The organism is Sutcliffiella horikoshii, assembly GCF_008180725.1.
GTDB lineage: Bacteria > Bacillota > Bacilli > Bacillales > Bacillaceae_I > Sutcliffiella_A > Sutcliffiella_A horikoshii_B.
The window spans coordinates 292,314-306,990 of the sequence record NZ_VTEV01000002.1; the positions used below are offsets into that span (position 1 = coordinate 292,314).

Annotated in this window: 14 protein-coding genes; 11 read left to right on the plus strand and 3 right to left on the minus strand. The window is 46.0% G+C overall.

Annotation, left to right across the window (positions count from 1 at the left end; all coding sequences use genetic code 11):
* Positions 1-319 precede the first annotated feature (319 nt).
* The 5 genes from FZC76_RS05400 to FZC76_RS05420 all read left to right on the plus strand — a co-directional run bounded on the left by FZC76_RS05400 (position 320) and on the right by FZC76_RS05420 (position 4,588).
* Positions 320-916 carry a transposase gene (locus tag FZC76_RS05400; protein ID WP_148987235.1) on the plus strand — a complete coding sequence of 199 codons (597 nt, stop codon included), beginning with the start codon at positions 320-322 and terminating at the stop codon, positions 914-916.
* 58 nt (positions 917-974) lie between these two features.
* Positions 975-2,591: a gamma-glutamyltransferase family protein gene (locus FZC76_RS05405; protein WP_148987236.1), complete on the plus strand. Its 1,617-nt coding sequence runs from the start codon at positions 975-977 to the stop codon at positions 2,589-2,591.
* A gap of 153 nt (positions 2,592-2,744) precedes the next feature.
* Positions 2,745-3,308 (plus strand): chromate transporter, encoded by a 564-nt coding sequence (locus FZC76_RS05410; protein ID WP_148987237.1) that lies wholly within the window; start codon positions 2,745-2,747, stop codon positions 3,306-3,308.
* Positions 3,305-3,832, plus strand: a complete 528-nt coding sequence (locus FZC76_RS05415; RefSeq protein ID WP_148987238.1) for a chromate transporter — start codon at positions 3,305-3,307, stop codon at positions 3,830-3,832. Before FZC76_RS05410 ends, FZC76_RS05415 begins: the two co-directional genes overlap by 4 nt.
* Before the next feature lie 102 nt (positions 3,833-3,934).
* Positions 3,935-4,588, plus strand: coding sequence for a pyroglutamyl-peptidase I (locus tag FZC76_RS05420; protein WP_148987239.1), 654 nt, complete (start codon positions 3,935-3,937; stop codon positions 4,586-4,588).
* 72 nt (positions 4,589-4,660) lie between these two features.
* Here FZC76_RS05420 and FZC76_RS05425 read toward each other — a convergent pair whose 3' ends face one another.
* Complete coding sequence (locus FZC76_RS05425; RefSeq protein WP_148987240.1) at positions 4,661-7,267, minus strand: calcium-translocating P-type ATPase, PMCA-type; 2,607 nt, start codon at positions 7,265-7,267, stop codon at positions 4,661-4,663.
* A gap of 213 nt (positions 7,268-7,480) precedes the next feature.
* Here FZC76_RS05425 and FZC76_RS05430 point away from each other — a divergent pair, with 213 nt between their 5' ends.
* From FZC76_RS05430 to FZC76_RS05445, 4 genes are all read left to right on the plus strand, one after another.
* On the plus strand, positions 7,481-7,987 hold the full coding sequence (locus FZC76_RS05430; RefSeq protein WP_148987241.1) for a hypothetical protein: 507 nt from the start codon (positions 7,481-7,483) through the stop codon (positions 7,985-7,987).
* 430 nt (positions 7,988-8,417) lie between these two features.
* On the plus strand, positions 8,418-8,600 hold the full coding sequence (locus tag FZC76_RS05435) for a hypothetical protein (protein ID WP_148965326.1): 183 nt from the start codon (positions 8,418-8,420) through the stop codon (positions 8,598-8,600).
* 96 nt (positions 8,601-8,696) lie between these two features.
* On the plus strand, positions 8,697-8,999 hold the full coding sequence (locus FZC76_RS05440; protein ID WP_148987242.1) for a DUF4212 domain-containing protein: 303 nt from the start codon (positions 8,697-8,699) through the stop codon (positions 8,997-8,999).
* A 157-nt stretch (positions 9,000-9,156) separates the two neighbouring features.
* Positions 9,157-10,809 (plus strand): sodium:solute symporter family protein, encoded by a 1,653-nt coding sequence (locus FZC76_RS05445; protein ID WP_148987243.1) that lies wholly within the window; start codon positions 9,157-9,159, stop codon positions 10,807-10,809.
* A gap of 465 nt (positions 10,810-11,274) precedes the next feature.
* Here the strand turns inward: FZC76_RS05445 and FZC76_RS05450 are convergent, their stop codons facing one another.
* Both FZC76_RS05450 and FZC76_RS05455 read right to left on the minus strand, forming a co-directional pair.
* Positions 11,275-11,613, minus strand: a complete 339-nt coding sequence (locus FZC76_RS05450) for a BsuPI-related putative proteinase inhibitor (RefSeq protein ID WP_148987244.1) — start codon at positions 11,611-11,613, stop codon at positions 11,275-11,277.
* A 132-nt stretch (positions 11,614-11,745) separates the two neighbouring features.
* A complete protein-coding gene (locus FZC76_RS05455; protein ID WP_148987245.1) occupies positions 11,746-12,501 on the minus strand; it encodes a DUF4309 domain-containing protein in 756 nt (251 codons plus the stop codon).
* A gap of 442 nt (positions 12,502-12,943) precedes the next feature.
* Here FZC76_RS05455 and spoIIID point away from each other — a divergent pair, with 442 nt between their 5' ends.
* Together spoIIID and mreB are read left to right on the plus strand one after the other, a co-directional pair.
* Positions 12,944-13,207, plus strand: coding sequence for a sporulation transcriptional regulator SpoIIID (gene spoIIID, locus FZC76_RS05460; protein WP_010200304.1), 264 nt, complete (start codon positions 12,944-12,946; stop codon positions 13,205-13,207).
* 460 nt (positions 13,208-13,667) lie between these two features.
* Positions 13,668-14,669, plus strand: coding sequence for a rod shape-determining protein (gene mreB, locus FZC76_RS05465; RefSeq protein ID WP_148987246.1), 1,002 nt, complete (start codon positions 13,668-13,670; stop codon positions 14,667-14,669).
* Positions 14,670-14,677 lie beyond the last annotated feature (8 nt).

Consider the following 14,677-nt stretch of genomic DNA (forward strand, 5'->3'; position numbering starts at 1 on the left):
CAAGGAATAAAACCATGCCCACCTGGGTATACTAACAATACCGATACACAAACAACACAACAGCGCAAAACAAGAGAATGTCAAAACCGCCAAACGAAGGTACCGTTTGGCGGTATTTTTTTTGGTTTGAAAAAAATTCTCAAAAGGGGTCAGACCCCTAAAGGTGTTTTGCCCTTCATGTCGAATACTATATAAGTTGGCCCACTCCACCCATTCCCCCACAACAAGACCTCCGCACGCACTTTTCACTAAGCCGCATGCCAACGCTAGTCAACAAATACCAAACCCAAATCCCACCCCGAAAGGAGCACCACCCACTATGCCCAGAAACCGAAGAATCTGGTTCCCCGGAGCCATGTACCACGTCACCACCAGAGGAAACCGCCGCAGCATTATCTTCTTTGACCCACAAGACTACCACACCTACAAGCGCATCCTCCTCGAAATCAAGTACAAATACCCGTTCAAACTGCACGCTTACTGCCTCATGACCAACCACACCCACCTGCTCATCGAAACCGAAACCACCAACATCAGCCTGATCATGCAAAAAATCAACACGAAATACGCCCAGTACATTAACCGCAAATACCGACTCACCGGCCACCTTTTAGAAGGAAGATTCAAATCCAGCCTCATCGACGACATCGACTACCAAATCGACGTCAGCAAATACATCCACCTCAACCCGGTCGCCGCCCAGATGGTCCACAACCCCGAAGACTACCCATTCAGCAGCTACAAGCAATACCTCTACAACAACCAACACGACCCACTCGTCACCACAAAAGACATCCTGAAGTACTTTTCCATCACCAACCACCAAGAATCCTACCCACACTACGTCAACACCCCAAACACCCGAATCCATTTCACCCCCAACAACAAAGCAAAATTTCTTATTTTGAAAAAATAAAGAAAATTACGTATAATAGAAAATAATTCGCATAACGAAATAATAGGGGGATTAACACATGACACTCAAACTCGACTATCTTAACAACCCATATCCATCCCAGCGCAACACCGTTTTCGCTCAAAACGGCATGGTTGCTACATCGCAGCCACTAGCCGCACAAGCTGGCCTTGATATCTTGAAAAAAGGAGGAAACGCCATAGATGCGGCCATTGCAACAGCAGCATGCCTGACTGTCGTAGAACCAACCTCCAACGGAATCGGCGGCGATGCATTCGCACTTGTCTGGACAAAAGGGGAACTTCACGGTCTCAACGCAAGCGGCCCAGCACCTCAATCCATTTCCATCGAAGCGGTAAAAGAGAGAGGCCACGAAACGATGCCGAAAATGGGCCTTATCCCGGTCACCGTCCCTGGAGCACCATCCGCCTGGGCAGAGCTATCCAAGAAATTTGGCAAACTATCACTCTCAGAAGTATTACAACCTGCCATTGAGTACGCAGAAAAAGGTTACCCAGTCTCGCCAACACTCGGAAAGTACTGGAAGGGCGCTTGCAACGCCTATAAAAAATCCTGCACAACCGAAGAATTTTCTCACTGGTTCGAAACCTTCGCACCAGACGGACGTGCGCCAGAAATCGGTGAAACATGGTCCTCCAAAGGCCACGCCGACACCTTAAGACAAATCGGCGAAACAAACGGAGAAGCCTTCTACCGCGGCGAACTAGCCCATAAAATTGCGGACTTCTCCAAGCAGCACAACGGCTTCCTTACATATGATGACCTAGCAGCCTACCAACCTGAGTGGGTGCAGCCAATCAAAGTCAACTACCGAGGCTACGACGTCTGGGAAATCCCGCCGAATGGCCAAGGAATTGTCGCGCTTATGGCACTAAACATGCTAAAAGAGGAAACCTTCACCGAACGCGACAGTCTCGAAACCTATCACAAACAAATCGAAGCAATGAAACTCGCATTTGCTGACGCTAAAAAATACGTATCAGATACAACGACCATGACACATACCGCAGAAGAATTACTGTCCGATTCCTTTGCAAAAGAAAGAAGGGGCCTCATCACCGACACAGCTCTCACGCCAGAGCCAGGAACTCCGCCAAAAGGGGGAACTGTCTATTTGGCGACCGCCGATGGGGAAGGGAATATGGTCTCCTTTATCCAGAGCAACTACATGGGCTTCGGATCCGGTGTTGTCGTACCAGGAACCGGGATCGGCTTGCAGAACAGGGGACATGATTTCTCTCTTGATCCAGAACACGAAAACGCGCTGGCACCAGGGAAGAAGACATACCACACCATCATCCCTGGCTTCCTGACAAAAGACAACGAAGCCGTCGGACCGTTCGGCGTCATGGGAGGATACATGCAGCCACAGGGTCACATGCAAGTCGTCATGAACACCGTCGACTTCCACCTCAACCCGCAGGCAGCCCTGGACGCACCAAGATGGCAGTGGATGGAAGGCAAAACCGTACACGTCGAGCACCACTTCCCGCAACACCTGGCCCAAGCACTCCAGCGCAAAGGCCACAACATCCAAGTCACACTTGACGGAGGCAGCTTCGGCCGCGGCCAAATCATCTGGCGCGACCCAAAAACCGGCACCCTCACCGGAGGCACCGAACCAAGAACCGACGGCTGCATTGCATCGTGGTAGAGAGGTAAAGAGGTAAATGATTAAAGAGGGGTCTGACCCGCTCTCCGTTAAAGCACTAAAGAACTAAAGAGGGGTCTGACCCTCACTCCACTAAAGCACCAAAGCAACGTAGAGTCCGTCAGCCCCTCCTCATAAAGGAGGAAACCATACACCATGAAGCAATGGGACTTATTTATCGCATTCTTCCGTGTTGGGATGCTTGGTTACGGCGGAGGACCGTCCAGCATTCCGCTTGTACATAAAGAGGTAGTAGGCAAGTACAAATGGCTCTCAGACGACGATTTCTCTGACATCCTCGCACTCGCCAACACCCTGCCCGGGCCAATCAACACTAAAATGGCCGGTTATATCGGGTACCGCGTCGGCGGCTACACAGGCATGATGAACGCCATCCTAGCCTCCACCATCCCGACCATCATACTCATGATCGTCCTGCTCACCACGCTAACAAGCTTCAAAGACCAAGCGTGGGTACAAGGCATGACCAAAGCAGTCCTCCCTGTTGTCGGCGTTTTACTTGCCGTCCTGACATGGGACTTTCTATCAAAATCACAAAAAGGACTAGGTTGGCCCATCGCCATCTTCCTAATCCTAGCTAGTTTCCTATTCATTGAGATTCTCGGCATCCATCCAGGAATCGTCATTGCGATACTACTTGCTGCGGCAGTCCTGAAAAAAGACAAACCAAAACCGGAAAAAGGAGGGACCCAAGCATGATCTACTGGGAGATCTTCCTCGCCTTTTTCATACCGGGCATCCTGGGGTACGGCGGAGGCCCCGCATCTATTCCGCTAGTGGAGAACGAAGTCGTCCACCGCTACGGCTGGCTGTCCGTCTCAGAGTTCAGTGAAGTACTCGCACTCGGAAACGCCTTACCAGGGCCTATCGCAACCAAAATGGCCGGCTACATTGGCTACGAACAAGCAGGCATACTGGGCGCAGCCGTAGGCGTATTCGCCACCGTCGCACCATCACTCATCCTGATGATTGCACTCATGAGCCTCTTATACAAATTCCGAGACTCGCCAAAAGTAAAACGAATGTCCAACTACGTGCGACCAACCATCGCACTCCTGCTTGGTGTCATGGCCTACCGATTCTTCGCTGAATCCTACGAAGCAAGCGGCACCATCCAAACAGTGTTTCTCATTATCGCAAGCTACCTACTTCTTGAAAAATGGAAAGTGCACCCCGCATACGTCATTGTGGGAGCATTAACTTACGGAGCAATATTACTTTAAATAAGCAGGTGGGAACGGTTCACTAGCTCCTTCGAACATAGATCAAGGCGCCAAAAGCCAAAACCGTCCCTCCGCATCCAAAATATTAGGAGGTCTTCCATCATGACCAAAACCCTACTTTTAACAGGATTTGAACCGTTTTTGAATTTTAAGATCAATCCCACAGAGGAGATTGTCAAGGAATTGGATCAACAGATAATTGGGCAATACCAAGTCATAAGCCGAGTGCTGCCTGTTGATTTCACCGAATCGGAAAAGTTGTTATTGGAGTATATGGAGGAGCTACAACCAGATGCCGTGGTCTCCCTTGGGCTTGCTGCGGGTCGGGCGCACATAACACCGGAGCGAATTGCCATCAACTGCAAGGATGCCGGAGGGGCTCCAGACAATAATGGAGTAGTGCTTCAAGATGCACCAATCAACCCAGATGGCCCCGACGGCTACTTCTCCACGTTGCCGATCCGCGCGATGGTAAACCATTTAAATGAAAATAGTTTTCCTGCAAAAATATCCAATACAGCAGGGACCTACTTATGTAATAACGTCATGTACGCGGCCCTGCACAAGCTAGCGCAACAGGCGGCAGGTGGAGCGGCTAACCATACTGAAACAGATGAACCAAACACAGCCCAAATCCCGGCAGGCTTCATCCATATTCCAGCCTCACACCAGCTCGCGACACAGCTCAATAACACACCAAGCTGGTCCCAGACTGACCTTACTGCAGCCATCAAACTGACAATTGAAACGATGTGAGTGAAGGGTCCAATCAATCAACGCAAAAAACCTGTATTCCATATGGAGTACAGGTTTTTGCTCATTGCTTTTTCAATCCTTCACAAATATCAACTTATACAGTTGAATCAGCACAAGTGGCATAAGTGCCAGAGCATAGACATAGCCGAACTGGGCAGAAGTTAGTGTGGCAACTTCAAAAAGCCCTTTTAAAGGATCCACCAGCAGAACAAGCTGCAGGAGCGCGATGCCTATGACGACTGCCCCTATTAAATAGAGGTTGGAAAACAATCCAACTTTGAATATCGACTGTCTGGAACGTGCGTTGAAGCCATGAAACAGTCGGGCAAGACATAGTGTGGAAAAAGCCATGGTACTGGCTGTCAAAGGATCATCCATGGTTAGTCCGATATGAAAAGCAATCAGCGTAGCCACGGCAATCAAGAATCCTTCACTAAGGAGCCGTGCTGCAAACACTTTATTTAGAAGCGGGGTTTCCACATCCCTCGGTTTTTCATCCATCACTTTTTTATTATGAGGTTCAAGTCCAATTGCAATTGCTGGCAGGCTATCTGTCAGCAAATTGATGAACAGCAGATGCACTGGCGCAAATGGAACAGGTAATCCGCCTATAGCAGCATATAAAACCGATAAAATTCCTGCTGTGTTACCGGCAAGCAGGAACCGGATGGAATTTTTGATGTTGGCATAGATGCTTCTTCCATTGGCAATCGCCTTAACGATGGTGGAAAAGTTATCATCTGTTAAAACCATGGACGAGGCATCCTTGGCCACTTCCGTTCCTGTGATTCCCATGGCGATACCAATGTTCGCCTGTTTCAAAGCGGGACCATCGTTGACTCCGTCGCCGGTCATGGCAATGATATTCCCTTTTTCCTGCCAAGCTCGAACAATCCGGATTTTATGCTCCGGGGATACTCGTGCATAAACGGAAATGTCCTCTACCATGCCTTTTAAATCCTCGTCACTTATCTTTTCGAGCTCAAATCCTTCCACCGCTTTATCGCCATCCCGGAAAATCCCGATCTCCTTTGCAATCGCAGAAGCGGTTATTTTATGGTCTCCTGTGATCATCACCGGTTTGATGCCTGCTGAAATGCATCGTTCGACCGCTTCCTTAGACTCCGCACGGGGAGGATCCATCATGGCAGTCAATCCGACAAAGATTAAGTCATGTTCATCCTCGGTCGAGATAGTCTCATAATTCGCCACCTCTTTATAAGCAAAGGCTAGCACACGCAGTCCGCTTTCTGAAAAGGAATGATTTACTTTCTCGATTTTCTTCCTTTCCTCTTCTGAAAAATCGGATATGCCATCTGAAGTTTCTATTTTTACTACCCGATCCAGTAAAACATCAACGGCACCCTTAGTGATTAGTACCTGCTTGGAATCTAGGGTTTGGACAGTACTCATCAGCTTTCTGTCAGAATCAAATGGAACTTCCTTCAATCTAGGATAGGATTTCCTTGTTTCTATTTCGTCCAATTCATAGACTTTTTCTCCAAAATCAACCAAGGCAATCTCAGTAGGATCTCCAATCTCCTTATCCTTGGTGGTCTCTGCGTCGTTACACAAAATCTGCATAAGCAGGAATTTTTCATGCAGCGCCTGATCCATCCTCAATTTGTCATGCTCATGGACCTCTGAATCCAGAAACACTTTTTGCACAGTCATTTTATTTTGTGTCAGGGTACCGGTTTTATCTGAACAAATGACAGAGATGCTGCCGAGGCTTTCCACTGCGTGAAGTTTTCGAATAATGGCATTTTCCTTTGCCATCTTTTGAGTGCCAAACGCAAGCACGATTGTCACGATGGAGCTTAATGCTTCCGGTATGGCCGCGACTGCCAGGGCAACGGCGAACATGAAGGAGTCAATCAATGTCCGTCCCCGAATGATATCGACCACAAAAATGAGAACAGCAATGATGATAATAGCAACGGCAAGCTTCTTACCGAAATTATCAAGATTCATTTGAAGTGGCGTTTTCTTCTCTTTAGCACTCTCCATCAAGTTGGCGATTTTACCGATTTCCGTTTTCTGTCCAATTTGTGTAACCACAATGACAGCTCTTCCGTATGTAACAAAGCTCCCGGAGAATACCATGTTCGTCTTATCGCCAATGGAAACATCATCCTCATTAATCGGATCAAGGGTTTTATCTACACTGATGGATTCACCGGTCAAGGAGCTTTCATTTACTTGAAGGCTGTGGGCTTCGATGATTCTGCCATCTGCACTTATGTAATCCCCTGCATCAAGGTAGAGTATATCTCCAACCACGACTTCCTTGGATGGTATTTCAACTTTATCTCCATTCCTTAAAACCTTGGCAGTGGGCGAGGACAGGTTTTTCAGGCTCTTTAGCGACTGCTCCGCTTTTACATGCTGAACGGTTCCAAGAATGGCATTGAGGATAACCACGAACATGATGACGATGGTGCTTTCGAATTTCCCTAAAAAGGCAGAAAGTAAAGCTGCTACAATTAGAATAATGACAAGAAAATCCTTGAACTGTTCCAAAAATACTTGAAAGGTGCTTTTTCGCTGTTCTTCACCAAGTTCATTAAAACCATACTGCTCCTGTCTTTTTTTCACTTCCGAATCAGTAAGGCCATCCTTTGTAACCTCAATATTCTTCAACACTTCTTCAAAGGGTAGCTTATAGAATTTGTCCATATATAGCTCCTTTCTTAACAGATTTATACTGTCTATACCCGAACTTTATTCACTACATACTATTCCTAAAAAAAATACTGTTATGCAAGTATGAAAATGGTGTTAACGATACACTTTCACCACTCAAAAAGTACAACACCACCACGTGCTAAATACCGTCCACCCCGAATACCATACTAAAGTGTCAAAAACCAACACCCATGGAGGGCCACCATGACAAACCCAACGATGAAAAAACTCCTGTGCTTCCTGGCAATCCTGTCCCTTTTAGCACTTTCAGCCTGTAGCGCCGATCCCGTCCAAGAAGACCTGATGACCTACGTAAACGAAGACCTGATGAGCATTTTTGAACTTGAAGCAGAAGCCGTTGACTCCTACTCGAGCGTTTCAGGCAACAACTACACAGACGACTGGACCATGTACGAAACGATGGACACCGTCACCATTCCAGCCTACACCGAATTTATTGAAAAACTAGAAAGCATCCGACCAGAAACGAAAGAAGTACGCGCCGTCCACGAAATTTACATCGACGCCAGCAACACCCAATTTCGTGCCATGAAAATGATCCTAATCGCACTCGAACTCCAAAGCTACGACAAAATCCTAGAAGCCAACGAACTCCTCGACGAAGGCCGCGCCAAACTCCGCCAATTTCAAGACGAACTAGAAGAACTAATGGAAGCCCACGAAGTGGAATGGGAAGAAGAAATCCTATAACACACAAAGTCCCCACTTCAAAACGATCTGGAGCGCCCGATACGCCATAGCGCTCCAGATCATATCGCCTGCCGATACATTCAATTCCCCTTATAGAAAAAATTTTTTCACCCCAATCGGGAATCCACATATTAATAAAAATTCTATCTAGCTAAATCAAAAGACTAAGAAAATTAACATATTTAACCAATAAACCATTTCTTTAAAACTAAAAAACGTGTTGTACTAATACACACCGAAAAACAAACCTCGAAAATTGTAGATTTCTATTCCAAAACAAACAGTTGACTTGAAACCACCCATATACCATAATCTAGTTATTAGAATTATTACAAAATTCTGTCTTAATACAGAATAAACCGTGAAGCAAAAGGGAGGGATATTCGACACAAAAAACTAAAGCGCTTACAAAAAAGGAGACAAACACGATATGCTATTATTCTACTTATTCCTAATCATCACCGTCACCAGCATCTTTCTGGCAATCAAAAAACAAAAACCAATCCTACTATCAGTCCCAATAGCAACCCTAATCACCTACGCCGTCGTGGAAATCGCCCTAGTACCAGCACCCTTCCTCGACACCATCAAATTCATCTTCAGCCTAAGATAACAACATTAAAAATTTTAACCCAAAAGGGGTCAGACCCCGGCAGGAATTTCACCACCCGCGTCGAACCCCACTCCAAAACTAAAAGGAGGCTAACCTTTGAAAAAAATTGAAAAGTCCGTTGCTGATGCTTATTTTCGCGAGAAGAACAAGTTTATCTTAATCTATTTAGCTATCTGGCTTGGGGTATCATTTGGCATTGTCCTGTTTGCCGAATCCCTGCAATTCACCATTTTCGGAGGCTTCCCATTCCATTACTTCATGGGCGCACAAGGATCCATCATTGTCTTTATCATTCTATTATTCGTCAACGCCAAAGTCAGCGACAAAATTGACGCAAAATACGGCATCGATGAAAAGGCCAACGAAGTCCTAAGCGCAGGAAAAACCCTAGATCACTAATCCGACAGACCACACCACACCTAGAATCTCACACAATTAAATTTTTATACCCGAAAGTCTCACATCCAAGAATCTCACACAACATGAATCTCACGAAAAATACACACTCAAGCACTTATAAAAAGAAATCCCACTAAACCCAAAGGGGGCCCAACGTTTGGATAATCAGTTTATCGTCTCACTCACCCTGATCCTGATCACTTTCGGACTTTATATCGGAATTGCCATCTACAATAAAGCACGCCAAACCTCCGACTTCTACGTAGCTGGCCGCGGCGTTCCACCAATTTTTAACGGAATGGCCATTGGCGCCGACTGGATGAGTGCAGCCTCATTCATTGGACTAGCCGGGACCATTATGCTACTAGGATACGACGGACTTGCATACATAATGGGGTGGACAGGCGGATACCTGCTCCTTACCTTCCTTCTTGCCCCGCAACTGAGAAAATACGGCCGCTACACTGTGCCAGAATTCATCGGCGACCGCTTTGACAGCCACACCGCCCGCGTGATCGCGGCAATCTGTACCATTATTATCAGTTTCACCTATTCCATCGGCCAACTTTCAGGCTCCGGTGTTGTAATCGGCCGCTTGCTAGAAGTGGACGCAAGAATCGGGACCTTAATTGGGGTAGTCCTAATAGCATTCTACGCCGCATTCGGTGGGATGAAGGGGATTACCTGGACACAGGTGGCACAGTACATCATCCTAATCATCGCTTACCTAGTCCCGGTAATTTTCATGTCCCTGCAACTGACAAACAACCCTTTACCATGGCTAACCTATGGGAACCTTGTTAACGAACTGGGGGCTCTCGACCGTGAACTTGGTTTGTCCGAATACTTCGCACCGTTTACAAACGGCACTAAATGGCAGTTCCTAGCACTCATGTTTACACTGATGGCGGGAACAGCGGGTCTGCCACACGTTATTGTGCGTTTCTACACCGTTTCCACTATGAAAGCAGCTCGCTGGTCAGGCGCATGGGCCCTGCTTTTCATCGGTCTCCTATACCTGTCCGCACCGGCATATGCGGCATTTTCACGCTTCATCTTAATGAAACAAGTAGCAGGAAGCCCAATTGACCAGCTTCCGGCATGGACGCAATCCTGGGTCAATACAGGGAAACTTCAGCTTGCTGACACAAATGGGGATGGTATCCTCCAATGGACCGAACTGATCATCGCAAATGACATCGTCGTTATGGCCACACCGGAAATCGCCAACCTTGGTGTTTTCGTCATCGGACTCGTAGCGGCAGGCGCTATGGCAGCGGCACTGTCCACAGCAGGAGGACTAATGATTGCCATCTCGTCCTCATTTGCCCATGATATTTACTACCGTGTCATGAGACCGAATGCATCCGAAAAAAACCGCCTTATGGTTGGCCGTGTCACTATCGTCACCGCAACCGTTCTTGCGGGTCTTGTAGCGCTTAACCCACCTGGGGCCATCACCCAAATCGTCGCATGGGCATTCGCGCTCGCATCCGGAACTTTCTTCCCGGCACTCCTCCTTGGAGTATGGTGGAAACGTGCCAACGCACAAGGAGTCATCGCCGGAATGCTTGTAGGACTTGCCGTTACGCTATCCTATATTTTCGCAGCAAAATACGGCGGCTTCACCGTCCTTGGTATTATCGATACAGGAGCCGGTGTATTTGGAGCGACGGCAGCCATCATTACCATCATCGTCGTATCGCTTAGAACAAAAGCGCCATCACAAAAAATTCAAGACGAAGTGGTGGACCTTCGTTATCCGGAACAAATGTCGTACAAAAATGGAAACGTCTGGATGGACAACTAAATTAAATAAAAAAGAGGAGCGGCGCCAAACTACGCTGCTCCTCTTTTTTGCAATTAGACTACCGTATCGCCACCCGATACATTGCTAGATATAAAAAACTCTATCTCTCCAAAGCACCTAGACATAAAGGTTCATACAAAATATGTTCCTATTCGCAAAAAAGCATTATTTCCCGAGCAATTTAGCAGAAAACATCCCGCTTTCCACACTTGTCGACAAATAGAAATTTAGCTTCTTCGATAACGATACAACAGGTTTCTACGAGGGATTACAGACTAATAGAATTTGGTGCAGTGAAATAAAGAAACTTCAAGTTATCTAAGAGAGCACCTTCCATAAATACATTAACCTTAATCGACAAATTTCTCGGGAAATTTCTGAGCTATTAGGCTCACTCACTACCAAACAGACTCAGCCACGTAATCAACATAAAAAAAACCGTCCTCACCGACGGGTCCCAATCGTTTAAATATCAAATTCCAACCGATCCCTAACCCCTGGCCAAGCTGAATCAGCGAGCCACACAATCACTTTATGCCGACCAGGCTGAAGATCCTTCAACGGTATATCAAAACTCAATTCCTGTCCTGGCTCCACCATGATTTCCTCATAAATCATCGTAAACATTTTTCCTTCAGAAAACTGTTCTATACGTACTCCATCCCGATACAAGATATAATCATATCGCTGCCCGCTACGGAAGGTAACCATCTCCGAAGCATCACTATTATTTTCTACGACAAAGTGCAACATTACCGAATCGGGACCACTCTCTGAATACGTCAACTTTGCTTCCAAACCCATGCTACAACACTCCCATCGCAATCTAATCCATTACTAAACTATTCGACAAAACTAGGACTATACCTCTAATGATTGGAGAATAGGAAAAAAGGGTATTGAACACATAAAAGACAATTGGAGTATTTTTTTGGACTACATCAGCTTTAATTCCCGTAAGTGGAAGCGTAATAGTGTTTTTTCTTCTGGTAAAAACTCGAAATACAACTCATATTTATCGTCAATTGTGTAGTAATAGAAATATAGACCTTCCATTTCGTTTAGTCCTTCTTGTTCCGGCTCGCCCATCAGTTTCTTAACGTCCTCTGGTGTCAGGGGTTCAGGGCGAATGACAGTCAGCAATCCAACGGTATTTTCTCCTGCCGCTGTTCCGTAGCCGGTATTGGAATAAATATGATAAAAGGCTTCATTTCGTTGAATCTCGGCATCTGGTTCCCCCAACTCATGGGTGATCGTCCTAATCGGTGTTCCGATACCATAGCCATCTGGAGTAAACTTGCCTTCTTTTATGCTTGCTAGGAAATGTTCATCGATGACAAATGTGTCAGCAGGGGTAAATGTATGGTTAAAGTCGACCGATAGCTCCGGGTCAGCACATTCCTCTGACTCTTTCACTTCTATACCTTCTGCACCCATTTGAAAAGTGAGCACACAGCCATTTTGTCCTGGTTCGGAAACAGCAATAGATCCATTCTTTTTTGCGTACCCACTACCTATACTCTTTACAGAAACGAAAAACTCGGACGAATCCTCGGATTTTGGAGTAGGATCATCATTAGATACTTTTATATTAAAAGAAAAGCCTTCCTCCGTTTCATCATATGTATTTAATTGGCCAATGATGGCTGGCTCGGAAGAAGTAAACCAATCACCCTGCCATTTATCAGTCAATGGAACACTCTCCTCTAAAGTAGTTTCCTTGCCTGCTACTGGTGCACCCTCACTAGAACTACCCTGACAACCCGCAAGAAACAACAATGAACAACACAGTACGAATAATTTATTTATAACAAGGACCCCCTAAATAATGGTTTTCGACCCAATTATAGCACTTGGGGGCGTCGAATGGCTCCATTTTCAAAAAAATCAAACAAAAGCCTTGTCCCTCAAGACATTTCTGGCATAAACAACCAACCAAGCTAATAAACTGATACAAACCAAACATACAAAGAGAGTGTTTGAGGTGAGGGATCGTAGATTGTCTCGAAGAATTACACCAGCCATCCTACTTTTGTTTCATATACAACTATAAATATATGCACTTCGTTACATCGGTATAAGCGAGTCTCATTTCACACTTCTCAACATCCACAATTTAGGGAGGGCGAGTGGTGTGCACGATTACATCAAAGAGAGAACTATCAAGATTGGAAAGTATATCGTGGAGACAAAGAAAACAGTTCGCGTGATAGCGAAAGAGTTTGGCGTTTCCAAAAGTACTGTCCACAAGGACTTGACCGAAAGGCTGCCAGAGATCAACCCAGACTTAGCAAACGAAGTCAAAACAATCCTTGATTACCATAAATCCATCAGGCATTTACGGGGCGGCGAAGCAACCAAGATGAAGTACAAGAAAGAGGAAGAAGCCGTAAAATAAAACAGAGATACCAGGGCGGAGGAGAAGCTCTGGTATTTTTGGTTTTCGTGAACTGCGTGTACCCACCATCTATCATATTTCCACAGTATGAAGACAATCTGAGCAAGAAAACTTCAACGAGATTGTCTTCATCCCCATTATGAAAACAATCTCAACACGAATTTTGCTTCGAAAGTGTCTTCATAGCTGCTATGAAGACACTCCCAACAGAAAATTACAGTCGAAATTGTCTTCATCCCACTAACCTATTTCCACATTCCTCCGAACACCTTTCCCTTTCGACAAAATACTCAAAAAAATGACACACATCCACTGTTAAATTCAACCTTTATTTAGTAAAATGTGATAGAATATACAATTAGGACTAAAGATAGTGTTCATTAGCAATTAAACAATCAAAGAACATTCAGATAAAAAGTCGCGAGTATAAAAGCATACGTGCAAGGAGGAAAAAAGTAAGATGTTTGCAAGGGATATTGGAATTGACCTGGGTACGGCGAACGTACTCATCCACGTAAAAGGAAAAGGCATCGTCCTAAACGAGCCATCCGTAGTAGCACTGGACACGAACACAGGAAAAGTATTGGCGGTAGGGGAAGAAGCTCGTAAAATGGTCGGGCGTACTCCAGGAAACATCGTAGCGATGCGACCGCTAAAAGACGGAGTGATCGCAGACTTCGAAGTAACAGAAGCGATGCTTAAACATTTCATAAAAAAACTAAACGTTAAGGGCTTCCTATCCAAGCCGCGCATTCTTATTTGTTGCCCAACTAACATCACGTCCGTTGAGCAAAAAGCAATCAGAGAAGCGGCAGAAAAGAGCGGCGGCAAAAAAGTTTACTTAGAAGAAGAGCCAAAAGTGGCAGCAATCGGAGCGGGCATGGACATTTTCCAACCGAGCGGAAACATGGTTGTCGACATCGGGGGCGGAACGACAGACGTAGCGGTCCTTTCCATGGGCGACATCGTAACTGCGTCTTCTATTAAAATGGCCGGAGACAAGTTCGACGCCGAAATCCTTCAATACATCAAAAAGAAGTACAAGCTTCTTATCGGTGAGCGCACAGCCGAAAACATCAAAATCGAAATAGCAACTGTATTCCCTGGCGGCCGCAGCGAATCTATCGACATCCGCGGACGAGACATGGTTAGCGGTCTGCCACAAACCATCACGGTTAAATCTGAAGAGATCGAAGAAGCACTGCGCGAATCCGTTCAAGTAATCGTGCAAGCAGCGAAAAGCGTCCTAGAACGTACACCGCCAGAACTTTCCGCAGACATCATCGACCGCGGCGTCATCCTGACAGGCGGAGGAGCACTCCTGCATGGAATGGACCAACTCCTAGCAGAAGAACTAAAAGTCCCAGTCCTAGTAGCAGAACAACCAATGGACTGCGTAGCAATCGGAACAGGCATCATGCTCGACCACATCGACCGCCTACCATCCAAAAGCTTCGCCTAACACAACAA